16 protein-coding genes are annotated in these 23,658 nt (G+C 72.6%); 4 read left to right on the forward strand and 12 right to left on the reverse strand.

The features are described from left to right. Positions 1-73: 73 nt before the first annotated feature. A complete protein-coding gene (locus tag N798_RS18145) occupies positions 74-385 on the reverse strand; it encodes a hypothetical protein (protein ID WP_035948651.1) in 312 nt (103 codons plus the stop codon). Between the two features lie 148 nt (positions 386-533). Here N798_RS18145 and N798_RS11475 point away from each other — a divergent pair, with 148 nt between their 5' ends. Together N798_RS11475 and N798_RS11480 are read left to right on the forward strand one after the other, a co-directional pair. Continuing rightward, complete coding sequence (locus tag N798_RS11475) at positions 534-4,712, forward strand: nSTAND1 domain-containing NTPase (protein ID WP_035948652.1); 4,179 nt, start codon at positions 534-536, stop codon at positions 4,710-4,712. Positions 4,713-4,868: 156 nt separating this feature from the next. Beyond that, a complete protein-coding gene (locus N798_RS11480) occupies positions 4,869-9,083 on the forward strand; it encodes an nSTAND1 domain-containing NTPase (protein WP_035948653.1) in 4,215 nt (1,404 codons plus the stop codon). 21 nt (positions 9,084-9,104) lie between these two features. Here N798_RS11480 and N798_RS11485 read toward each other — a convergent pair whose 3' ends face one another. The 7 genes from N798_RS11485 to N798_RS11515 all read right to left on the reverse strand — a co-directional run bounded on the left by N798_RS11485 (position 9,105) and on the right by N798_RS11515 (position 17,320). Then, entirely contained in the window at positions 9,105-9,602 is a 498-nt protein-coding gene (locus tag N798_RS11485) for a hypothetical protein (protein ID WP_035948655.1), read from the reverse strand. A 44-nt stretch (positions 9,603-9,646) separates the two neighbouring features. Continuing rightward, entirely contained in the window at positions 9,647-10,393 is a 747-nt protein-coding gene (locus tag N798_RS11490) for a nucleoside triphosphate pyrophosphohydrolase (RefSeq protein WP_035948656.1), read from the reverse strand. Positions 10,394-10,397: 4 nt separating this feature from the next. Then, positions 10,398-10,928 (reverse strand): hypothetical protein, encoded by a 531-nt coding sequence (locus N798_RS11495; protein ID WP_035948657.1) that lies wholly within the window; start codon positions 10,926-10,928, stop codon positions 10,398-10,400. Between the two features lie 14 nt (positions 10,929-10,942). Then, a complete protein-coding gene (gene mfd, locus N798_RS11500; RefSeq protein ID WP_035948658.1) occupies positions 10,943-14,584 on the reverse strand; it encodes a transcription-repair coupling factor in 3,642 nt (1,213 codons plus the stop codon). Positions 14,585-14,615: 31 nt separating this feature from the next. Then, complete coding sequence (pth, locus tag N798_RS11505) at positions 14,616-15,206, reverse strand: aminoacyl-tRNA hydrolase (protein WP_035948660.1); 591 nt, start codon at positions 15,204-15,206, stop codon at positions 14,616-14,618. A gap of 117 nt (positions 15,207-15,323) precedes the next feature. Further along, positions 15,324-16,031, reverse strand: coding sequence for a 50S ribosomal protein L25/general stress protein Ctc (locus tag N798_RS11510; RefSeq protein WP_035948661.1), 708 nt, complete (start codon positions 16,029-16,031; stop codon positions 15,324-15,326). Positions 16,032-16,300: 269 nt separating this feature from the next. Then, on the reverse strand, positions 16,301-17,320 hold the full coding sequence (locus N798_RS11515; protein ID WP_229708560.1) for an EamA family transporter: 1,020 nt from the start codon (positions 17,318-17,320) through the stop codon (positions 16,301-16,303). An 80-nt stretch (positions 17,321-17,400) separates the two neighbouring features. Here N798_RS11515 and N798_RS11520 point away from each other — a divergent pair, with 80 nt between their 5' ends. Further along, positions 17,401-17,952, forward strand: a complete 552-nt coding sequence (locus N798_RS11520) for a CGNR zinc finger domain-containing protein (RefSeq protein ID WP_035948662.1) — start codon at positions 17,401-17,403, stop codon at positions 17,950-17,952. A gap of 68 nt (positions 17,953-18,020) precedes the next feature. On the opposite strand, the gene N798_RS11525 is transcribed toward N798_RS11520, so the two are convergent. The 3 genes from N798_RS11525 to N798_RS11535 all read right to left on the reverse strand — a co-directional run bounded on the left by N798_RS11525 (position 18,021) and on the right by N798_RS11535 (position 21,194). Then, positions 18,021-19,025 carry a ribose-phosphate diphosphokinase gene (locus tag N798_RS11525; RefSeq protein ID WP_035948664.1) on the reverse strand — a complete coding sequence of 335 codons (1,005 nt, stop codon included), beginning with the start codon at positions 19,023-19,025 and terminating at the stop codon, positions 18,021-18,023. Positions 19,026-19,027: 2 nt separating this feature from the next. Next, positions 19,028-20,512, reverse strand: coding sequence for a bifunctional UDP-N-acetylglucosamine diphosphorylase/glucosamine-1-phosphate N-acetyltransferase GlmU (glmU, locus tag N798_RS11530; RefSeq protein ID WP_035948666.1), 1,485 nt, complete (start codon positions 20,510-20,512; stop codon positions 19,028-19,030). Between the two features lie 163 nt (positions 20,513-20,675). Then, positions 20,676-21,194, reverse strand: coding sequence for a hypothetical protein (locus N798_RS11535; protein WP_035948667.1), 519 nt, complete (start codon positions 21,192-21,194; stop codon positions 20,676-20,678). A gap of 341 nt (positions 21,195-21,535) precedes the next feature. Between N798_RS11535 and N798_RS11540 the strand changes: the two genes are divergently transcribed. Next, positions 21,536-21,940 carry an NUDIX hydrolase gene (locus N798_RS11540; protein ID WP_035948669.1) on the forward strand — a complete coding sequence of 135 codons (405 nt, stop codon included), beginning with the start codon at positions 21,536-21,538 and terminating at the stop codon, positions 21,938-21,940. 12 nt (positions 21,941-21,952) lie between these two features. Here N798_RS11540 and N798_RS11545 read toward each other — a convergent pair whose 3' ends face one another. Further along, the gene (locus N798_RS11545) at positions 21,953-23,620 is read right to left on the reverse strand and encodes a lysyl oxidase family protein (protein ID WP_156971713.1); all 1,668 of its coding nucleotides are present in this window, start codon (positions 23,618-23,620) and stop codon (positions 21,953-21,955) included. Positions 23,621-23,658: the final 38 nt, after the last annotated feature.

The following is a 23,658-nucleotide window of genomic DNA, read 5'->3' on the forward strand; positions in this document are numbered from 1 at the left end:
CGCGGCACGGCATAGGGAAGGGGCCCGGTCCCCCTGCGAGACCGGACCCCTTCGTCGGGAGGTGGATGCTGCGTCACGCCGGGTGGGCGGCGTGCGCGTGACTGCGACGCGAGGCGAGCGCCACGCCGGCGCCGGCCAGCGCGATGCCGGCGAGGACGCCTCCGCCGAGCTGGAGCAGCTCGAGGGCGTTGTCGTCGATGGTCACGGTGTTGACGGTGCCGGGCGTGGTGCCGCCCTCGTAGCAGCCGTTCTGGCAGCTCCACTCGGACTGCGAGCCGTTGCCGGGGTCGGGGCGGGCGCTTGCGGGGCCTGCGACCGAGAAGGCGAGGATCCCGGTGGCACCGGCGACGGTGAGTGCCCGGCGGATGCTGGTCGTGTGCGACATGACGTGGTCCTTTCGTGACCGGTGGTGGGGCTGGACGGGATGTCCTGGATCCGTTGTCGCACGGGGTGGTTCCGGGTGGTCATCGAGGCGGTATCAGCCGGGTATCAGGGCTATTGACGGCCCTGTGAGGGCGCACGACCCTCGACTCATGCGCATCGCGCTGCTGGGCCCGCTCCAGGTCGACGAGGGACGCACCGCTCTCAGCCCCCGCGACCGGGTCGTCCTGCTCGCGCTCGCGTCGCGGCCCGGTGCCGAGCTGAGCACCGAGACCCTCGCCGAGACCCTGTGGGGCGAGGACCTGCCGGACAGCTGGCAGAAGGTCGTCCAGGGCTGCATCTCGCGACTGCGCAAGGCGCTCGGACCCGAGGCGGTCGAGACGACCGGTCACGGCTACCGCCTCGTGCTCCACCGCGACGACCTCGACCACGTCCAGTTCGAGCACCTGCTCACCCGGGCCCGCCGGCTGCTCGCGGACGGTGAACCCGAGCGGGCGCTCTTCCTCACGCGACAGGCGCGCGAGCTCTGGCGCGGGGAGCCGTTCGCCGAGCTCGCCGAGTGGGGTCCGGGGCGGGTCGAGTCGGAGCGGCTCGTCGAGCTGTCCCGCGACGCCGAGGACCTGCACGTCGAGGCCGCCCTGCGGGCCGGGCACCACCGCGACGTCCTCGGGGAGGCGAGCCGGCTCGTGGCGGAGCAGCCGATGCGTGAGCGCCGATGGGGTCTGCTCGCACTCGCGCAGTACCTCGACGGGCGGCAGGGTGACGCGCTCCAGACGCTGAACCGGGCCCGGCAGACGCTCATCGGCGAGCTGGGTCTCGACCCGGGCCCGGAGCTGAGCGAGCTCGAGCAGTCGATCCTGCGGCAGGACCCGTCGCTCGCCGCGGCGCCCGAGTCGGTCGGGGGGTCCGAGTCGGAGTGCCCCTACCTCGGGCTCCTCGCCTACGACGTCCGGGACGCAGCCGCCTTCTTCGGGCGTAAGGGCGACGTCTCGGCCTGCCTGAGGCGCCTCGACGAGACCGGGATCGTGGCGATCCTCGGACCCTCGGGCAGCGGCAAGTCCTCCCTCGCCCGGGCCGGGGTGGCGGCCGCGCTCGAACGCGACGGGCGCCGGGTCCACGTCATGACTCCCGGGCCGCACCCCGCGGACACCCTCACGGCGCTGCACCTGCGACCCCACGACGCGCTCGTCGTCGACCAGTGCGAGGAGGCGCTGGCCCTGCCACCGGACTCACCGCAGCGCACGGAGTTCGTCACGGCGCTCGTCGCCTTCACCGCGACCGGTCGAGGGCTGCTCGTCGTGTCGATGCGCGCCGACCGGTTGGGCGAGCTCTCGTCACACCCCGAGCTCGCCCGGCTCGTCGAGGCCGGGCTCTACCTCCTCGGGCCGATGGCCGAACCGGACCTGCGCCAAGCCATCGAGGGGCCTGCGGGGCAGGCGGGGCTCCGCCTCGAACCGGGCCTGGTCAACCTCCTGCTGCGCGAGGTCGCGGGCGAGCCCGCCGCGCTGCCGTTGCTGTCGCACGTGCTGCGGCAGACGTGGTTCCACCGCGAGGGCTCCACCCTCACGGTCGAGGGCTACGCCGCGACCGGGGGCGTGCGCGAAGCCGTCTCGCAGTCGGCCGAAGGGCTCTTCCGCGACCTCGACCCTGCCCGGCAGGCCATCGTCAGGGAGCTCATGCTGCGCCTCGTCTCGCCCGACGAGGGCGGGGACCCGGTGCGCACCCGCGTGGCCCGGCGGACGGTCACGGGCGATGCCGCCCACTCCCAGCTCGTCGAGCAACTCGTCACGGCGCGGCTGCTCGCGAGCGACGGCGACACCATCGAGATCGCACACGAGTCGCTCGTCCTCGCGTGGCCCCGGCTGCGGTCCTGGCTCGACGAGGACGTCGACGGGCTGCGCATCATGCGCCACCTGTCGGTGACCGCCGAGAGCTGGGACGGGCTGGGCCGTCCGGACAGCGAGCTCTACCGCGGCGTGCGCCAGGCGAGGGCGGCCGAGTGGCAGGCACGCTCCGCCCCGACGCTCACCCGTGAGGAGCGTGACTTCCTCGCGGCGTCGGCCGACCTGGCCGAGAGGGAGCAGCGGGCCACCGAGGAGCAGGTTCGTCGCGAGCGCCGCCTCAACAACCGGCTCCGCCTGGGCCTCGCCGGGACGGCCGCCGCCCTGGCGGTCGCGATCCTGCTCGGCACCGTCGCCAAGGCCAACGGCGACCGGGCCGACCGTGAGGCCACGTCCGCCTCCCGGCAGGCGCTGGCCGCGGATGCGCGGCGGCTCGGGGCCGAGGCCCTGCGATCGGAGGCCCTCGACCAGTCGCTGCTGCTCGCCTCGGCCGCCGTCGCACTCGACGACTCGGTGGAGACCCGCAACTACCTTCTCGAGACGCTGGGCCGCGGGTCGGCGCTCACGGCGAGCACCCGCGCCAACGGGCTCGCCCTCGGTGTCGCGGTCAACCCGCGCTCGGGCCTCGTCCTCACGAGCTTCAGCGGGTCGGGGCTGCGTCGCCACGACCCGACGACCCTGCGCCCGCTGGGGGACCCGAGACCCGACCTCCCCCGGGCGGTCGCCCTGCGCGCCAGCCCCGACGGGACTCGCTTCGCCGCAGCCGCCGTCCCCGAGCGCGTCAAGGCCGGGGTCGACCCTGCCGTCGTGCTGCTCGACGCGGACGGCTCGCGGTCGGCGGTCCAGCTGGGCGGCATACCCAAGGACTTCCACACCTTCCAGGAACTCGGCTTCAGCCCGGACGGACGGTGGCTCGCCACCACCCTGCGCCACGTCGACGTCAACTCCGAGCCGCAGCGCACGCTCGTCTGGGACCTGCGGAGCCCGGCACGTCCGGTGGCCGACCTCGCCCTCGACGTGTCGGCCAGCCCCACCCCCAGTCCCGACGGCCGCTTGCTCTACACGACGAGCGAGGACGCCCTCCAGGTGACCGAGCTGCCCTCGGGCCGGGTCACCCGGGTCGTGGGACCCGACGACCTCGCCGTCCGCCAGATCGGCGGCCTCGCCCTGAGCCCGGACGGACGTCGGCTCGCGGTCGGCGGCGGACCCGAGGCCGTCGTCGTCGACCGCGCGACCCTGCGACCCCGGGACTACCTGTCGGGTCAGGTCTGGACGGACTGGCTCACCTTCTCCCCCGACGGCTCCAGGCTCGCGGCAGCCGGCGAACGGCTCCTCGTATGGGACCTCACCTCCGACGAGCCGGAGGAGGTCTTCTTCCAGGAGACTCCCGGGGCCCAGCTCGCCTTCGGTCCCACCGGCGCGGACCTCTACGCCGCCGATGGCGGCCTGCTGCAGGCCTGGGACCTCAGCGGCGAGAACCGGTTCGTCGGCCAGCGGTCCCCGGCGGACCTCGAAGGGGACTCGATCCCCAGGTGGACCAACGACCTCGCCCGGGTCGGCTACGGCATCGGCGGTCCGAGCTTCCGCGTGCGGGATGCCGTGACCGGCGAGCTGGGTGCACCCGTCAACGTGGCGATGGAGCAGCGCAACTTCATCGACTTCGCCTGGCACCCGGACGGGTCCACCCTCAACATCACGAGCGGGGACCCTGTCGTCCGGACCTGGGACGCCACCACCGGCAGGGAGGTGGCTCGCCACCGCCTCGACCCGACCGACCCGGACGAGGGCGCCGCACTCGCGTTCTTCAGCGTGGACGGCAGGCACCTGCTCGTCGGGACCACCGCCGGGCGTCTCCACGTGCTCGACGCGCGCACGCTCGTGCCCACGCGCGAGCCGATCCGCGTCGTCGAGGAGGTCGACGGCGAGCAGCCTCCCCTCGACGCGTTCACTCCGAGCGGGGACGGACGCACCGTCTACACCACCACGCGGATCGTCGACTACCTGACCGGGTCGGTGCGGCCCTACCCCGACCTCGGGGTCACGATCGCCGACGTCATCTCCTCACCCGACGGGACGCGCCTGTTCGTCGACGCGCTGGACGCCGGCACAGGTCTCCTCGCGGCCGACACCATGACGTGGATCTCTCCTCCCTCTCCCGCGCAGGCGCGCATGGTCGGCTACCAAGGAGCGTGGACCGAGGACGGGTCGCTCTTCGCCAGCGTCGGCGACGAGGGCCAGGTCAGTTACTGGGACGGCCGCACGGGGGCGCTCAAGGCGTCCCTTCCCATGGATGTCAGCGGCGCCGTCGCCTTCAGTCCGGACGGACGGCAGCTCCTCGTCGCCGACCAGAACGGCGCGATCCTCACCTGGGACCTCGCCCCCTCGACGTGGGTGTCCGCTGCCTGCCGGCTCGCGGGCCGCGAGCTCACCGAGGCCGAGTGGCGGACCTACCTGCCGGACCGGCCCTTCACCCGCACCTGCTCGACCTGAGCCCCGCCGTATGCCGTCCACCGCACCGTGGCGAGCGGCGGACCCGGATGGTGCGCGGACGGCATACGGACTCGGCGGGGGCAGGGCTCCGAGGGGTGGTTTCAGGCTGGTATCGGTGCTATTGACGGCCCTTGGACCCAGTCCCACAGTCGAGTCATGCGCATCGCAGTGCTCGGATCACTGCAGGTCGACGAGGGCAGGACGACGCTCAGCCCACGCGACCGGTTGGTGCTCCTCGCCCTCGCGTCGCGCCCGGGCTCGGAGGTGAGCGTCGACACCCTCGCCGAGGCGGTGTGGGGCGAGGACCTTCCCGACACGTGGCACAAGGTCGTCCAGGGGTGCATCGTCCGCCTGCGCAAGGCACTGGGGGCCGAGACCATCCAGACGGCGGGTCAGGGGTACCGGCTCCAGCTGCACCGCGACGACATGGACCACGTCCACTTCGAGGACCTGGTCGGCCGCGCCCGACGGCTCCTCGCCGACGGCGAACCGGACCGAGCCCTCTTCGTCACCGGGCGGGCCCGCGAGCTGTGGCGCGGTGAGCCCTTCGACGAGCTGCGCGACTGGGACCCGGGACGGGTCGAGTCCGAGCGGCTCATCGAGCTGTGGCGCGACGCCGAGGACCTGCACGCCGAGTCGCTCCTGAGGGCCGGTCGGCACGAGGACGTCCTCGCGGGCGTCCCACGCCTCGTCGCCGAGCAGCCGATGCGCGAGCACCGGTGGGGGCTGCTCGCCCTCGCCCAGTACCGCGCCGGCCGACAGGCCGACGCCCTCGCCACCCTCCACCGCGCCCGGCTCCTGCTCGTCAACGAGCTGGGCCTCGACCCGGGCGGAGAGCTGACCGACCTCGAAGCGGCCATCCTGCGGCAGGACCCCGACCTCGAGCCGACGGCACACGCAGCCACGCCACCGGGCGCCTGCCCCTATCCGGGTCTCGTGCCCTACGACATCGACGACGCGGAGGGCTTCTTCGGGAGGGAGGCCGAGATCGCCTCCTGCCTGGCCCGCCTGGACGCCCACGGGGTCCTCGCGGTGCTCGGCCCCTCGGGCAGCGGCAAGTCGTCGCTCGCGCGTGCCGGAGTCGGTGCCGCGCTGCGGCGGGACGGACGTCGGGTGCACGTCGTCACGCCGGGGTCGAGCCCGGCCCACACCCTCACCCGTCTCGACCTGCGCGCGTCCGACGTGCTCGTCGTCGACCAGTGCGAGGAGGCCCTGGCGCTCGAGTCGACGTCATCGGAACGGTCGACCTTCTTCCACCGGCTCGTCGGCTTCGCGGAGTCGGGCAAGGGGCTGCTCGTCGTCTCGATGCGGGCGGACCGCCTCGGGGAGCTGTCCGCGCACCCGGAGTTCGCCCGCCTCGTCGAGACCGGCCTCCTGCTGCTCGGTCCCATGTCCGAGGACGACCTGCGACGGGCGATCGAGGGACCCGCCGCCCAGGCGGGTCTGCGGCTCGAACCGGGCCTCGTCGACCTGCTGCTGCGTGAGGTCGCGGGCGAGCCCGCAGCCCTGCCACTCCTCTCCCACGTCCTGCGCAGGACGTGGGAGCACCGTGAGGGGTCCACGCTCACCGTTGCCGGCTACACGGCCACGGGTGGGGTGCGCGAGGCCGTGGCCCAGTCAGCGGAGGACGTCTTCCGCCGGCTGGACCCCGCCCAGCGGTCGATGCTGCGCGACCTCATGCTTCGCCTCGTGGGCCCGGACCAGGAAGGCGCACCCGTGGCGACACGGATCCCCCGCAGGGCGGTCACCGGCGACGAGGACCACGCGCGGCTCGTCGAGCTGCTGCTCGACGCCCGCCTCGTGGCGAGCGACGGCGACACCGTCGAGGTCGCCCACGAGTCCCTCGCCGTCGCGTGGCCACGCCTGCGGTCGTGGCTCGACGAGGACGTCGAGGGCCTGCGAACCATGCGTCACGTGGCGGTCGCCGCCCAGAGCTGGGACGAGCTCGGCCGCCCTGACAGCGAGCTCTACCGAGGCACACGGCAGGCGCGGGCGGCCGAGTGGCGGGCGCGCGCCCGGCCCTCCCTCACCCCGGAGGAGCGCGACTTCCTCGACGCCTCCGCTGCCCTCGCCGAGAAGGAGGAGCGCGCGACGCAGGAGCAGGTGCGTCGCGAGCGCCGCCTCAACCAGAGGCTGCGGATCGGGTTGGGCGTCGTCGCGGCTCTGCTGGCCGTGGCCATCGTCGCCGGCACCTTGGCGCTGACGGCCGCCCGGCGAGCCGACCGGCAGGCCCTCGTCGCCGACGCACGACGCCTTGGCGCCGAGGCCCTGCGGTCCGACCAGCTCGACCGTTCGCTGCTGCTCGCCGCCGCCGGGGTGGGGCTCCACGACTCCATGGAGACGCGCACCAACCTGCTCGCGACACTCGACAGGGCCCCGGCCCTCGTGCGGAACGCCCGCAGCGCCGCTCGTGTCCTCCACCTCACCGTCAACACCGCCACCCAGCAGGTGGCCGTGATGGCCGCGGACGGTGTCGGTCTCGAGCTCTATGACGCCGGGACCCTGCAACGCAGGACCCCCACGGGACGGGTCCCGGTCGGCGGGTCGGTGCTCGCCCGACCCGACGGCGCCGGGTACGCGGCGTCGATCGCCGGCGACCTCGTGGACGGCGGGCAGCCACCCGTCACCCTCCTCGACCCGAGCGGCGAGCGGTCTGCCGTCCAGCTCGGTGGGATCCCGCCGGACTACCAGATCCTCGACCTCGGCTTCCCCGGTCGCTGGTACCTCGGGTTCTCACCGTCGAGTCGGTGGTTCGCGGCGTCGATGGTCCACATGCCCGAGGACGGGCGCACCCAGACCTTCGTCTGGGACCTCCTCTCCCCGCAGAGGCCGGTCGCCCAGCTGGAGCTGGGATGGGTCGGCAGCGCACCCACCCTCAGCCCCGACGGACGCACCCTCTACTCGGGCGCCTACGGGCTGGATCTCGTGCCCGGGGCCAAGGGACAGCTCCTCGTCACGAACCTCCCCACCGGCAGCACGCGCCGCACCCTGACGCCGGCCGACCTGGGCGCGACCCAGCTGGACGACGTCCTGGCCCTGAGCCCGGATGGCAGGACGCTCGCCGTGGGAGCCGGTGCGGAGGTGGTCCTCGTGGACACCGCCACCCTGACGGCACGATCGCGACTGACCAGGCAGGGGCCGACCCAGGCGCTCGCCTTCTCAACGGACGGAACCCGGCTCGCGTCGACGGGTGAGCAGCTCGTGGTCTGGGACCTCAGCGGAGGGGAGCCCGTCGAGCTCCTCGTCCAGGACGGTGAAGTCCAGGACCCCGCGTTCAGCCGGGACGGGACCACGCTGTTCACGAAGACCACCGCCGGGCTCATCCAGGAATGGGACCTCGCAGGCACTCGGCGCTTCCTGGCCGCGCGGACCGGCGAGCCCCTCGGATGGCGCGACCCGTGGCTCGCGCTCTCCCCCGACCTCAGCAGGGTCGCCTACTCGACGGATGCGGGCGAGTCCTTCCGGGTGCGTGACCTCGCCACGGGCAGGTTGGGCCCGGTCGTCTCGCCGGAACGGTCGCAGGGAGGCTACGACGACCTGAGCTGGCACCCGGACGGCACGATGCTCAGCACGAGCTACGGCGACCCCTGGGTGCGGCTGTGGGATGCCACCACGAGCCGCAGTCTTGCCGAGAGACGCTTCGTCCCGGCCCCGTCCGTGGAGGGTGCCGCAGCGACCTACTTCAGCCTCGACGGGAAGCACCTGCTCGTCGGCACGACGGAGGGTCGTCTGCACGTGCTGGACTCGAGGACCCTCCTGCCGACCCGGGAGCCGATCGTCGTGTACGCCAAGGACGCCGGCACGGCGAAGACCGACGACGTGTGGAACTTCGTGGCCGCCGGGGACCAGACCGTGTGGCTCCCGGACACCGTCGTCGACTACGCGAAGGGGACCGTCCGGTCGATTCCGGACCTCGGCGACACCATCGTCAACGTGTACCCCTCCCCCGACGGGAGCCGCGCCATCGTCGACTGCGGGCCCGCCGGGGTGGGGCTCCTCGACGCAAGCACGATGACCTGGATCTCACCGCCCGACCCGGCCCAGGCCGGGCTGGTCGGCTACTACTTCACCGCCTGGAGCGACGACGGGTCCCTCGTCGCGAGCGCGAACGAAGGACGCCTCAGCCACTGGGACGGTCGGACGGGCGCCCACCGCGGCACCGTCGCGGTGCCCGGAGAAGGCGACCCGGCCTTCTCGAGGGACGGCTCATCCCTCCTCTACGCGAGCAGTGACGGCTCGGTGCTCCGCTGGGACCTCGACCCGGGCTCGTGGGTGGCCGCCGCCTGCCGGGCCTCCGGGCGCGTCCTCACCAAGGCGGAGTGGCGCACCTACCTGCCGGACCGGCCGTACTCGCGGACCTGCTCCACCTGAGACCCGCCGTATGCCGTCCGGTCACCAGAGGTCGGCGGTCCGGAACCGGCCGTCGTCGCCCTCGAAGACGACGACGATGCGCAGGTCGTCGACGCCGTCGTTGCCCCGGCAGATCGTCGTGACGTCGGTGGCGACCCGGGCGGTCGCCGGGCAGGACACGTCCTCGTAGTAGTAGTCGCCCTCGTCCTCGAGGGCCTCGGCGAGGGCCTCGCCGCCCACGCTGCCGTCGGCCGCCACCTCCACCCGGCCCGACGGCGGACCCGGGAACCCCTCGTCGAAGGACCCGAACCCCCCGAACGCCAGCCCGAAGAACAGCATCGGCACGACGGTCATGCCGATGAAGGTGAGGCCCATGCCCACGACGACCCCGATGGCTCCGGCGGCCCACGGGTTGAGGCCCGTCGACCGCGGCGAGCCCGCCGGCGGTTGGGCATAGCCGTAGGGCGGCGGGACGGCATACGGGGCGTACGGCTGGTGCGGTGGCACCGGCTGTCCCGGGTGGTGGGGCGACTGGCTCACGGGTCCTCCTCGGGCGCGACGGCCAAGGATCGCACGCGGACGGCTCAGCCGCCGGACTTCGCGGCCTTCTCCTCGGCCTTGATGCGGGCCCAGGCCTCCTCGACCTCCTCGGGGGTCGAGGCGTCGCCGTCGGCGAAGACGTGCGGGTGGCGACGGACGAGCTTGGCGACGAGACCGCCGGCGACGTCGTCGATGTCGAAGACGTCCGCCTCGTCGGTCGCGTCCTCGGCCACCCGGGCGTGGAAGAGCACCTGGAGGAGCACGTCGCCGAGCTCCTCCGCGAGGTGCCGCCGGTCACCGGACTCGATCGCCTCGACGGTCTCGGCGGCTTCTTCGGTGAGGTACTTCGCGAGCGACTCGTGGGTCTGCTTCGCGTCCCACGGGCAGCCACCGGGCGAGCGCAGCCGGTCCATGACCGCGACGGCGTCGAGCAGCCGGGAGCCGGGCACGTCCCAGGACGCGACGACCATCTCGACCTCGGGCGGGATCTCGAGCCGGGACACCTCGGAGGCGATGGCATCGGTGAGGCCGGGGTCGGCGTCGGCCGAGCCGAGCCACACGACATCCGCCTCGACGGCCCGGTCGACGAGGAGCCGGGCGAGCTCCGGTGGCGAGAGCTCCTCACCCACGGGGTCGACGGTCAGGCCCGACTCGGCGACAGCCTCGACGACCGGCTCCGACAGGTCGCGGCACAGGCGCGCGGACGCCGACTCCACGGCATACCAGGCACTGCGGGACATGAGGCCCGGCGCGACGCGCGGGCTCGTGACGAGGAGGCTCAGCCGCCCCACGACGTCACTGGGCCGGCTGCGCGGGCGCGGACGCGGCAGGCGCGGCGGGGACGAGCCAGTTGGGCGACGTCGCGACGAGCGAGGCCTGCTGGGGGTCGAAGCGGCCGTAGCGCGGGTTGATCTTCATGTCGATCTCGGCGAACTTCTTCGTCAGCTCCTGGCGCCCCGCGTCGTCGACCTGCTGGAGGCTCGCCTCGGCCTGGAGGATCTCGACCGTCGAGTCGGCGGGCGTCTCGGGGAAGTCCTTGAGCGCGGCCCGCGCGGCGGACTCGCTCTGGGCGCGGCCGGCGGCGGCCGCGGCCTCGTTGATGTAGGGGGCGCGGATGAGCAGCGTGAGCGTCTGCGCGGCGGTCAGCGGCTGCTGCGGGTTGAACGCCCTGTTGATCTGGGAGGTCGCCTCGCGCACCTCCTGCTCGGTGATGACGCGCCCGTCGACGACCGCGGCGGTCTCGGCCGAGGTCGTGCCGGAGCACGCGGACAGGGCGAGGATGCCCGCGAGGGCGATGGCGGTGCTGCGAGCCTTGACGGCCTTCACTGGGTGTCCCTTCGTCAACGGGTGGCCCGGGACCCGCTGCTGGTCCCGGCGGTCGCCACCGCGGCTGCTGTCCCGACATTGTCCATGACGACGCTGCGGATGACCGCACCCGCCCACTCCAGCACGTCCTTGTTGCGCAGCGGCTGGCCACCGACGCGCGCCGTCATCGGCTTGGGGACGAGGACCGTGCCGAGCGCCTGCTTGACGATGGAGCCGGGGTAGAGGCGTTGGAGGCGCAGCTCCTGGCTCTCACGCAGCTCGACCGGGCCGAAGCGGACGGTGTTGCCCTGGACCGAGATGTCGCGGATGCCGGCGGCCCGCGCGACCGTGCGCAGGCGGGCGACCTCGATGAGGTTGCGCACCGGCTCCGGCGGCTGGCCGTAGCGGTCGACGAGCTCGGCCTCGATGTCGGCGAGCGCGGCCTCGTCGGCGACGGTGGCGAGCTTCTTGTAGGCCTCGAGGCGAAGCCGCTCACCCGGCACGTAGTCGTGCGGGAGGTGGGCGTCGACGGGCAGCTCGATCTTGATCTCGCCGATCTCCTCCTCGACGTCGCCCTTGAAGCTCGCGACGGCCTCGCCGACGAGCCGGACGTAGAGGTCGAAGCCGACGCCGGCGATGTGTCCGGACTGCTCGCCGCCGAGGAGGTTGCCGGCACCGCGGATCTCGAGGTCCTTCATGGCGACCTGCATGCCCGAGCCGAGGTCGGTGTGGCTCGCGATCGTCTGCAGCCGGTCGTGCGCGGTCTCGGTGAGCGGCACCTCGGGCGGGTAGAGGAAGTAGGAGTAGGCCCGCTCGCGTCCCCGCCCGACGCGGCCGCGCAGCTGGTGCAGCTGGCTCAGCCCGAGGCGGTCGGCGCGCTCGACGATGAGGGTGTTGGCGTTGGAGATGTCCAGGCCGGTCTCGACGATCGTCGTGCAGACGAGGACGTCGAAGCGCTTCTCCCAGAAGTCGAGGACGACCTGCTCGAGCTTGTGCTCGCCCATCTTGCCGTGGGCGACCGCGATGCGCGCCTCGGGCACGAGCTCGCGGATGCGGGCGGCGGCCCTCTCGATCGTCGACACCTTGTTGTGGATGTAGAAGACCTGGCCCTCGCGGAGCAGCTCGCGCCGGATGGCCGCGGTGATCTGCTTCTCCTCGTAGGCGCCGACGTAGGTGAGGACGGGGTGCCGCTCCTCGGGAGGCGTTGCGAGAGTTGACATCTCGCGTATGCCGGTCACGGCCATCTCGAGTGTGCGCGGGATCGGGGTCGCGGACATCGCGAGCACGTCGACGGCCGTGCGGAGCGACTTGAGCTGCTCCTTGTGCTCGACGCCGAAGCGCTGCTCCTCGTCGACGACGACGAGGCCGAGGTCCTTGAACCGGACCGAGTCGGAGAGCAGGCGGTGGGTCCCGATGACGAGGTCGACGGTGCCGTCGGCCAGCCCCTCGATGACGGCGTCGGACTCCTTCTTGGAGATGAAGCGGCTCAGCGCCTTGACCGTCACGGGGTAGGGCGCGTAGCGCTCGGTGAAGGTCTGGAGGTGCTGCTGCACGAGGAGCGTCGTCGGCACGAGGACGGCGACCTGCTTGCCGTCCTGGATCGCCTTGAACGCGGCGCGCACGGCGATCTCGGTCTTGCCGTAGCCGACGTCGCCGGCGAGGAGCCGGTCCATCGGGACCTCACGCTCCATGTCGGCCTTGACCTCGTCGATCGAGCTGAGCTGGTCGGGCGTCTCGACGTAGGCGAAGGCGTCCTCGAGCTCGCGCTGCCACGGGGTGTCGCGGGAGAAGGCGTGGCCCCTGGTCGCCATCCGTGCGGAGTAGAGCTGGATGAGCTCGGCCGCGATCTGCTTGACGTAGCGACGGGCCTTGGACTTGGTCTGCTTCCAGTCCGAGCCGCCCATCCGGTTGAGGGTGGGCTGCTCGCCGCCGACGTAGCGGGTCACCTGGTCGAGCTGGTCGGTCGGCACGAAGAGCCGGTCGCCGGGCTGGCCGCGCTTGGACGCGGCGTACTCGATGACGAGGTACTCGCGCGTCGCACCCTGGACGGTGCGCTGCATCATCTCGACGAACCGGCCGACACCGTGCTGCTCGTGGACGACGAAGTCGCCGGTCTTGAGCTGGAGCGGGTCGACCTGGTTGCGACGACGCGACGGCATACGCCGCATGTCCTTGGTCGACGGACCGGAGGACGGCGTGCCGGTGAGGTCGGACTCGGTGAGGACGGCGAGCCGGCCGGCCGGGTGGACGAAGCCGCGGCCGAGCTGGGCCGTGGTCACGTGGACGATGCCGGGCTGGAGGTCGTCGAGGCTCGCGTCGAGCCGGGCGGGCACCTCGGCCTCGCCGAGCACCTCGACGATGCGCTTGGCCGAGCCCTGGCCGTCGGTGGCGACGAGCACGCGCCAGCCGTCGTCGGTCCAGCGACGCAGGTCGGCAGCCGCCGCCTCGATGTCGCCCCTGTATGCCGTGGCGTCCTCGGTGCCGGTCTCGGCGACGTCGCCTTCGGTCGTGTCCGCGGTCTCGGTGTCGAGGGCGAAGGGAGTGAGGTCCCACCACGGGTGCTCGGTCTCGCGGGCGTGGTCGCGCAGGTCGCCGACGGTCCAGAACGACGCCGAGCCGAGGATGCGCTCGAGGTCGATCGGCACCGCGTTGCCGGCGGCGGCGTTGGCCCACCCGGCCTCGAGGAACTCCTGGCTCGTCGCGACGAGGTCGTGCGCGCGCGTGCGGACGCGCTCGGGGTCGCAGGTGACGACGGGCGACCCGGCAGGGAAGCTGTCGAGCATCGACTCCATGCCGTCGACGAGGGCCGGGGCGAGCGACTCCATGCCCTCGACGGCGATGCCGGCGGCAAGCTTGGTGAGGAGGTCGGCGGCGCCGGGCAGCTGCTCGGCGAGCGCGGCGGCGCGGTCGCGCACGGCGTCGGTGAGGAGGACCTCACGGCAGGGCGGGGCCCAGAGCCCGTGCTCGGCGACCTCGAGCGAGCGCTGGTCGGCCACCTTGAACCATCGGATCTCCTCGACCGTGTCGCCCCAGAACTCGACGCGGAGCGGGTGCTCCTCGGTCGGCGGGAACACGTCGAGGATCCCGCCGCGCACCGCGAACTCGCCACGGCGCTCGACGAGGTCGGTGCGGCTGTAGGCAGCGGCAACGAGACCCTCGACCACGGCATCGGGGTCGTGCTCCTCGCCGGCGCGCAGGGCCACCGGCTCGAGGTCACCGAGCCCCCTCGCGATCGGCTGGAGGACGGCGCGCACCGGCGCGACGACGACCGACAACGGGCCGTGCGCGGCGTCGTCCTCGGCGACCGTCGCCGGGTGCGCGAGCCGGCGCAGGACCGCGAGGCGGCGGCCGACGGTGTCGGAGCGCGGGCTGAGCCGCTCGTGCGGCAGCGTCTCCCACGACGGGAAGTCGGCGACGACATCCGGGTCGAGGAAGCAGCCCAGCGCCGCGGTGAGGTCCTCGGCCTCGCGGCTCGTCGCGGTGACGACGAGCAGCGGCAGCCGGTCGGGCGCGGTGGCGCGAAGGCGCTCGACCGCCGCGGCGATGAGGGTGGGGCGCGCGCCGGCGCTCACGGAGACGTCGAGCGTCGACGTTGCGCGGGCCGTGGCGGTGTCGAGGAGGGCGGAGATCTGGGGTGCCGCGCCGAGCTGGTCGACGAGGGGTTGCAGCGTGGGCATCGCCCCTCAGCCTAACGGGGCGCGATGACGGTCAGCTCCCGGCGGCGGGTGCGTGGAACCGCTGCTGCGTCTCGAGCAGGCCATGCGTGACGAGCATCTCCACGGCGTCGGCCGCGTCGCCGAGGAGGAAGGGCAGCTCCTTGCGCTCGGTCGTGGAGAAGTCCTTGAGGACGTAGTCGGCGGGGTCCTGTCGGCCGGGCGGGCGGCCGATGCCCACACGCACCCTGAGGTAGTCGCGGGTGCCGAGCGACTTCGAGATCGAGCGCAGCCCGTTGTGGCCACCCTCGCCACCGCCGAGCTTGAGCCGGACGTCACCGGCGGGGATGTCGAGCTCGTCGTGGACGACGACGAGCCGGTCGGGCTCGACCGAGAAGAAGCCCATGAGCGCCTTGACCGGCCCCCCGGACTCGTTCATGTAGCTGTGGGGCACGGCGATGACGGCGCTCGGGCCCGGCACTCCCCCGGGCCCCGTGCCGATGCGCACCTGCGCCACGGACGCACGCGCCTTGTGCGCGCGGAGCGCGCTCTTCGTCCGCGAGGCCAGCTCGTCGACGACCATCGCTCCGACGTTGTGGCGGTTGCCGGCATACGTCGGTCCCGGGTTGCCCAGGCCGACGACCATCCACGTCTCGCTCACGACGAGCAAGTATGCCGGGTGGTGCGGGGACGCGAACGGGCCCGGTCCGTGGTGGACCGGGCCCGTGCGGGATGCGCGTCAGTCGCGCGGGGAGCGGATCGCTCAGGCGTCCTCGGCCTTGGCCTCGTCAGCCTCGGCAGCGGCCTCGCCCTCGGCACCCTCGGCGGCCTCGCCCTCGGCGCCCTCGGCCGCCTCGGCGTCGGACTCCTCGTGCTCGATGCCGGCCTCGGCCTCGGCCTCGGCGAGCTCGGCCTCGAGGGCCTCCTCCGAGATCTGCTGGGTGATGTTGACGACGAGGGCCTCGGCGTCCGTGACGAGCGTCGCGCCCGCGGGCATCTCGACGGCGCCGGCCAGGATCTGGGTGCCGGCCTCGAGGCCCTCGACCGAGACGGTGACCGACTCCGGGAGGTTGGTGGCCTCGGCCTCGACCTGGAGGGTCGCGTGGTCGACGGTCACGACGGTCTCCGGACCGGCCTCGCCCTCGACGTGGACCGGGACGTCGACGACGACCTTCTCGCCCTTGCGGACGATGACGAGGTCGACGTGCTCGATGACCGGCTTGATCGGGTCGCGCTGGACGTCCTTGGCGAGAGCCATCTGCTCGTCGCCGTCGAGGACGATCGTGAGGAGCGCGTTGGGGTTCTTGAGGGCCATCATCGCGTCGTGGCCCGGAAGGGTGATGTGCACCGGCTCGGCGCCGTGGCCGTACATGACGGCGGGGATCTTGTGGTCGCGACGGATCTTGCGGGCGGCACCCTTGCCGAACTGGGTGCGGGCCTCGGCGGTCAGCTTGACGGTGTCGTTGGACACGGAGAACTCCTGGGGACGTGGGGCGAATCGGTCAGGTGACGACGGTGGGGACGCCGTCTGCGGTGGCCTCGACGCGGGACACGGCACGGACAGGCGCGCTGGCCCGCGGATCATCATTCGGCGATCTGCGGCCACCGCGTCGATCACGGACGCGCGGGCCCGAACATCTCTGGCCGGTGCGGCGTCCCTCGCCGAGGCAACCCCGAGAGTCTAGGCGACCGGGCACGGGACAGGCCAATCGGCCGTATGCCGTCCGCCCCGTTCCGGGGTCAGCGCAGCTGGGGGGCGGCGGGCTCGACGACGGGATCCGTGGTGGAGCCGTCGGCCGGGTCGCCGCCGAGCAGGTCGGCGTGGACGGCGGGCGTCTCGCCGAGCCGCACGGCGACGACGCCGCCGAGGATGAGGAGCCCGCCTGCGACCTGGACGAGACCGGGAAGCTCGCCGAGCAGCGCCCAGGCGATGAGGACGGCGAAGAGCACCTCCGAGAGCCCGACGAAGCTCGCGATCGTCGCGCCGACGAGCCGGGTGCCGATGACCCCGACACCGTAGGCGATGGCCGCCGCGACGACGGCGAGCTCGGCGACGGGCACCCACCAGGCGACCGTGGCGCCGGCGATCTGCACGCTCTCGCGCGCCGTGCCGTAGTCGATGAGCCCGGTCGCGCTGGCGACGACGAGCAGCACGGCGCCGAGGCCGAGCCCGAACCCGGCGAGCGCGAGCGGCGGCAGCGACTCCTCGTGCTCGTGGCCCGACGTGACATAGAAGGTGGCGAGGCCGACGGCGGCGAGCAGGCCCCAGACGACACCGGCCCACGAGATCTCGACGCCCGAGAAGACGTCGAGCACGAGGACGAGCCCGGCGACGGAGAGCGCGACGCCGACGAGCGTGAGCCGCGACGGGCGACGACCGTGGGCCGCCCACATCCAGCCGACGACGAAGACGACGCCGAGGTACTCGAGCAGCAGGGCGACCGCCACGGAGAGCGACTCGACCGCGTTGAAGTAGGCGAACTGGCACCCGGCGACTGCGACCGCCCCGAAGGCGAGGACCTGGCCGGCATTGCGCCGCAGCAGGTGCCAGCGGCCGCGGGTGACCCAGAGCGCGACCGGCACGAGAAGCACGGCCGCGAACCCGACGCGCCACGTCACCACGCCACCCGGCGTCCAGCCGGCCTGGAGCAGAGACTTGGCGAACGCACCGGACGACCCGAAGGTGGCCGAGGCGAGCAGCACGAGGAGGAACCCGACGAGCACGGCGCGCGGAGTACGGGTCTGGATGCCTGCGTTCACGATGCCACCTCGTCAGGAGTAATATGTGTGGTTGGTCCTTACGTTGGTGACGGTAGCCCTCCCGAATGTCAGGAGTCAAGATGGTCTTTGCATATGACACAGAGCTGACGCTGCAGCACGCCGTCGCGCTGGTGAACTCGGAGCCGGGCTTCGGCGACGACACCGACGAGCAGCTCCCGACGCTCGCCGCCCTCAACGCCCACCTCGACGCCTGGGAGTGGAGCGGAGGCCGCCCCCGGACCCGCGCCGAGCTCGACGACGTGCACGCGCTGCGGCCCCGCCTGCGCGAGCTGTGGAGCCGCGACGTGGAGGGGCTCGTCGAGGGCGTCAACGAGCTGCTCGCCGAGCACCGCGCCCTCCCCCGGCTCGTCCGCCACGACGACCTCGGCTGGCACATCCACGCCACCGAGGACGACGACCCGATCGCCAAGCGGATGGCCGTCGAGGCCGCGATGGCGATCATCGACCTCATCCGCGCGGGTGAGACCGAGCGGCTGCGGGTCTGCGCCGCCGACGACTGCGGCGACGTCGTCATCGACCTCACGAAGAACCGCAGCCGGCGCTACTGCGACGGGACGTGCGCCAACAAGGCCCACGTCGCGGCATACAGGGCTCGTCAGCACGCCGACTGAAAGCGGGACCTACCGCATGGGAAGTGTCGTGATCACAGCACTTCCGGCGCGGTAGGTCCCGTGACAGTTCAGGCGCGTCCGCCGAAGAGGCTCGTCACGGAGCCGTCCTCGAAGACCTCCTTGATCGCCGCGCTGATGAGCGGGGCGATCGACAGGACGGTGAGGCCCTCGAACTCGTTCTCGGGCGAGATGGGCAGCGTGTTGGTGACGATGACCTCGCGCGCCGCGCAGTCACGCAGCCGCTCGGCCGCGGGCGGCGAGAGGATCGCGTGCGTCGCCGCGATGATGACGTCCTTGGCACCGTCGGCCTTGAGCGCGTCGGCGGCCTTGGTGATCGTGCCGCCGGTGTCGATCATGTCGTCGACGAGCACGCAGACCCGACCGCGGACCTCACCGACGACGCGGTTGGCGACGGCCTGGTTGGGCTGGTTGATGTCGCGCGTCTTGTGGATGAAGGCCAGCGGCACGCCGCCGAGGCGCTTGGACCACTGCTCGGCGACCTTGATGCGACCGGCGTCGGGCGAGACGACGGCGAGGTCCTCGTGGCCGTACTTCGCCGACACGTAGTCCGAGAGCACCGGCTGCGCCATGAGGTGGTCCACCGGCCCGTCGAAGAAGCCCTGCACCTGGTCGGTGTGGAGGTCGACGGCGATGAGGCGGTCAGCGCCCGCTGCGCGGAAGAGGTCAGCCATGAGGCGGGCCGAGATCGGCTCGCGACCGCGGTGCTTCTTGTCCTGACGGGCGTAGCCGTAGAACGGCATGACGACGGTGATCCGCTTGGCGCTGGCCCGCTTGAGGGCGTCGATCATGATGAGGTGCTCCATGATCGCGTCGTTGAGCGGCGCGCTGTGGCTCTGGATGACGAACGCGTCGGAGCCGCGCACCGACTCCTCGTAGCGGACGTAGATCTCGCCGTTGGCGAAGTTGTAGGCGCTCGTCGGGACGAGCTCGGTGCCGATGAGCGCGGCAACCTCCTGGGCCAGCCCCGGGTGGGAGCGGCCGCTGAAGATCATCAGCTGCTTCTTGGGCTTCTTGCGGATGTTGGCGGACTTCGGCCGGTCGTCCTTCGACATGCTCAGGCCTCGCCCTCGTCGTCGGCAGGGTTGCCGGGCAAGGCCGTGTGCCGGGTGCCCGCCTCCGTGGCCGCGAGCGCCGCCGCCTCGGTCTTCGTCCCGGCTCGGGCCCGGGCGACCCAGCCGTCGACGTTCTTCTGGCGACCGCGCGCGACGGCGATCTGTCCGGGCTCGACGTCGCCGGTGAGCGCGCTGCCCGCCGCGACGTAGGCGCCGTCGGCGACGTCGACCGGCGCGATGAGGACGCTGTCGGACCCGACGAACGAGTGGGCGCCGATCGTCGTGTGGTGCTTGGCGACCCCGTCGTAGTTGGCGAAGATCGTGCCGGCGCCGATGTTGGCCCCCTCACCGATGGTCGCGTCGCCGCAGTAGGTGAGGTGCGGGACCTTGGCGCCGTCGCCGATGCGGGCGTTCTTGGTCTCGACGAAGCCGCCGATCTTGCCCTTGGCACCGAGGACGGTGCCCGGGCGCAGGTAGGAGTAGGGGCCGACCGTGGCTCCCGCACCGATCTGCGCGAGGTTGGCCTCGGTGCGCTTGACCTCGGCCCCGTCGCCGACCTCGGTGTCGGTGAGCGTCGTGTCCGGCCCGATGCGGGCGTCGGCACCGACCGACGTCGCGCCGAGCAGCTGCGTGCCCGGGAGGATCGTCGCGTCGCGGCCGATGCTCACGTCGCTGTCGATCCACGTCGTCTCGGGGTCGACGATCGTCACGCCCTCACGCATCCAGCGCTCGTTGTTGCGCCGGTTGAGCTCGCGGCCGAGCGTGGCGAGCTGGACGCGGTCGTTGACGCCCTCGGTCTGCCAGAGGTCGTCGATGACGTGGGCGCTCACGAGGCGACCGGCGTCGCGGGCGATCGCGAGGACGTCGGTGAGGTACTTCTCGCCCTGGGCGTTGTCGGTGCCGACCCGACCGAGCGCCTCGCGCAGGACGGTGACGTCGAAGGCATAGATCCCCGAGTTGATCTCGGTGATCGCGCGCTGCTCCTCGGTGGCGTCCTTCTGCTCGACGATGCCGGCGACGCTGCCGTCGGCGTCGCGCACGATCCGGCCGTAGCCCTGTGGGTTGTCGAGGTGGGCCGTGATGACGGTCGCGGCGCTGCCGGACTCGTCGTGCCGGGCGACGAGGTCGACGAGCGTCTCGCCGGTGAGCAGCGGCACGTCGCCGTAGGTCACGAGGACCGTGCCGGTGAGGTCGGCGGGCAGGGCGTCGAGCGCGCACTCGGTCGCCCGGCCCGTGCCCTTGACGTCGTCCTGGTCGGCGATGGTCGCGGCGGCGTCCACCTCGGCGATGTGCGCCGCGACGAGGTCGCGCTCGTGCCGGACGACGACCGCGAGGTGCTGCGGAGCGGTGACGCGGGCCGCCGCGATGGCGTGCCCGACGAGGCTGCGGCCCCCGATCCGGTGCAGCACCTTGGGGGTGGCTGACTTCATCCGGGTTCCCTCGCCTGCGGCGAGGATGATGACTGCGGCGGGCCGGGCTGTGGTCACGAGCGGTGCTCCCGAGGTTCGTGGCGGCGTACCGCGACACTGTACCGACGAGTCGGAGGTATGCCGTCCACGCCCGGTCCCACCCCGGCTCCGGCGGGCTGTCCTCGCCGCCCCCGTCGGCCCAGCGCCGAGGTGGCGGCGCCTGGCCGGTGGGTCGCCGAGCTCAGCCCGAGAGTCCGAAGAGGCTGCAGGTGAGGGCGAAGGTCGACGGGTCCTCGGGGTTCTCCGACACCTTGGGACCGGCCTCGAACAGCCGCTCCTCCGAGACCCAGGTCTCGACGTAGCGTCCGGTCTCGTGCATCACGGGGCCGATGCCGGGCATCGTCACGACGCGGTACTTCCCCCGGCTCGTGAACAGGTCCGCCACGAGGTCGATCGTGACCACCCGCGTCCCGGTGAACTCCACCACCTCACCGCTGGCCTCATGGGTGAAGAAGCCGTCGTAGTTGACGTTGCGGCTCTCGACCAGCGCGGCGCCGTCGGCGTCCGTCTCACTGATGTGTCGGTTCACCGTCACGTCGAAGTACAGCGTGACGTCCGAGCCGTCGGCGCAGGTGGCCACCACCTCCTTCTCGAAGGTCAGGCTGTAGCGGCTGTTCTCCTGCGCGGCGGCCATCCCGGCTCCGGCCACGAGAAGGGCCGAGGCGGTGGCGATGGTGCGGATGAGGCGTCGGGTGGGCATGGCGGTGCTCCCTCGTCGTGGCCCCCGCTGTCAAGGGGCCGGTGCACCGAGGCTCGGACACGGAGGTCGAGGTCTGGTCGCGATCCGGTCGCGCTCGGGAGGGGGCGTCGGTGCATCGCTCGGGGCGCGAGCGCAAGGGTGCGCCCCACCAGCAGGGTGGGCGGTGGACTCTCCCGGGGCATCCGGGACGTCCGAGCAGGTCAGCGACCTGGGCGGGTCAGGCGCTGGCCGCAGCGCACGATGCGGGTGCAGGCCTCCTCGCCGGAGGTCCTAGCCTAGGCCGCGAGAAGAGGGATCGGCGCTCGACGACGAGCGCCGGAGCACGCCGAGGAGCCCCCCAGATGATCGCCGCACGTCCCCGCGTCAGGGTCCACGTCGTCGCCATCGACGACGACCACCGCATGCTCCTCGACCGTCGTCCGCGGACCCAGGTGTGGGCCCTGCCGTGGGGCTACCTCGGCGTGGGCGAGGACCCTGCCCGGCTGGCGCGCTCCCTCGTCCGGGACACCGGTGCCGCCCCTGAGCGGCCGCGGGTGCAGTCCGTCGAGGGCGCCGTCGAGCACGGTGAGCACTTCCTCGACGTGACCCTGCACTGCACCGCCGACCGGATCTGGAAGCCCACCACCGGGGGCCGGTCGTCGAACGCCCTCTGGTGGAGCCTGGACGAGATCTCCTCGCTCGACCTCTCGGCGCGAGCGAGGAGCGCCCTCGTCAACGCGTGGGACGTGCTCTGGCCCCACGTCTGAGCCGACTGACCCTCAGTCGAGCTCGGTCACGGTGCGCTCGCCCGGCGATCCGCCGAGCTCGATCCTGCGGTGCGAGACGTTGTTCGTCGTGTCGGACTCCTTGAGGCGGTTGCGGAAGTTCGTCGTGACCCGCACCGTGTAGGTCCCGTTGGGGAGGCCGGTGACGTCGAACGCCTGGCCCGGGAGGCCTTGGTAGTAGGTGTCGCCCCATCCGGCGGGGAGCACCTCACGGATCCAGATCGCCGACTGCCCACCGCAGTTCGACCAGAGGCGGTCGGTCTCGACGCGCTGGGCCGCCCCGCGGATGGTGAGGTCGATGGGGTCGGTCGGCGCCAGGCAGAACGCCTGCTTGCCGCTGCGGGTGACGGACCCGTCGGCGGCGACGAGGTCGTACTGCGCGATGTCCTCGAAGTGCCAGTGCAGGTGCCCCTCGCGCGGGTCCCACTCGAACTCGCCGGCCGGGGAGGAGCGCACCGGCTCACCGTCGCGGTACTCGAACTGGGTGGCGCGCATGGTGTCGTCGCTGCTCCGGTAGCCCTCGACGACGAGCGGCCCCGAGCCGAGGTTGGCGATGTTGGCGCCGAACGAGAGCTGGTCGCGGCCCTCCTCGTCGGTGCCGACCTGCATGTCGAAGGCGGGGAGCGCCACCATGTCGGGCAGGCCGTTCGTCCGACGTGAGCCGTCGGCCTCCGCGCGGTCGCGTCGCTGAGGGTTCGCCTTGGCTGACGCGATGCGCAGCGCGGTCGACGACTCGAGCGTCGCGGTCCGCGCGGAGGAGGCGCTGACGTCGGCCGCAGCCGCGCGCACGACGGGGTCGAGCTTCTGGGCGCCGTGGCCCTTCGCGTGGTCGCTGCCGTGCGCCGTGTGGTCGCCGTGCGACGTGGCGCTCGTCGACGAGGTGGTCGGCGCCGTCCTGCTCAGCGCCGCGGACCCGCCGCCGCCCTCCTCGGGCGGCGCGCACCAATCGGGCTCGTAGGGGCAGGGCACGGTCGTCACCGTCATCGACACGGAGGCCTTGGCCTGCGCCGCGGGGATGGCGAACTGCTTGACATAGGTCGGGGTGATCCGCAGCGTCACCCTGTAGTCGCCGTCGGCACCCTCGAAGTTGCTGAGGAGGTCGTTGCCGACCGACGCCGCCCAGCCCTTGTCGAGGCCGTAGACGATGTGCCGCGTGAGGTGGGTTCCGCACGAGTTGGCGAGCTGCGGCTCCGCGGGCCCGGTCGCGTCGAGCCGTGCCTGCTGCTCCATGCCCCAGGCGCCGCCGGGGCAGAAGCTCAGCGTCTGACGGGTGACGAGCGCGCCAGCCGCCGTGCGCAGCTCGACGTCGAGGAAGTCCGGCAGCCCGAGCGACATCGGTCCGCGCACGGGCGTCTGGATCTTGCGGTCACGCACGATCGTGCCCCGCGCGTCCTTGCGGACGAGCCACAGGTCGGCGTTGCCGTCGGCGCCGGGCACGGCCTCGATCTGCAGGGCGGCCTTCGTCACCCCGACGAAGGTGCCGAGCTCGGCGAAGATGAAGGGGTCGCCCTCGACGCGTTCCACCCGGATCTGGGGGGACGCGACGCGGAGACCGAGCTGGGGGTCGCCGGGTGCTGCGAAGGCACCCCACGCCGTGATCCCGCTCGCGGTCGTCACCGCGACCGCACCCACCACTGCTACGAACCGACGACCGAGCTTCATCACACGCTCCCCTGTGACCGATGACCTGCGGAATGACG

It is taken from the genome of Knoellia flava TL1, from assembly GCF_000768675.1.
Classification (GTDB): domain Bacteria; phylum Actinomycetota; class Actinomycetes; order Actinomycetales; family Dermatophilaceae; genus Knoellia; species Knoellia flava.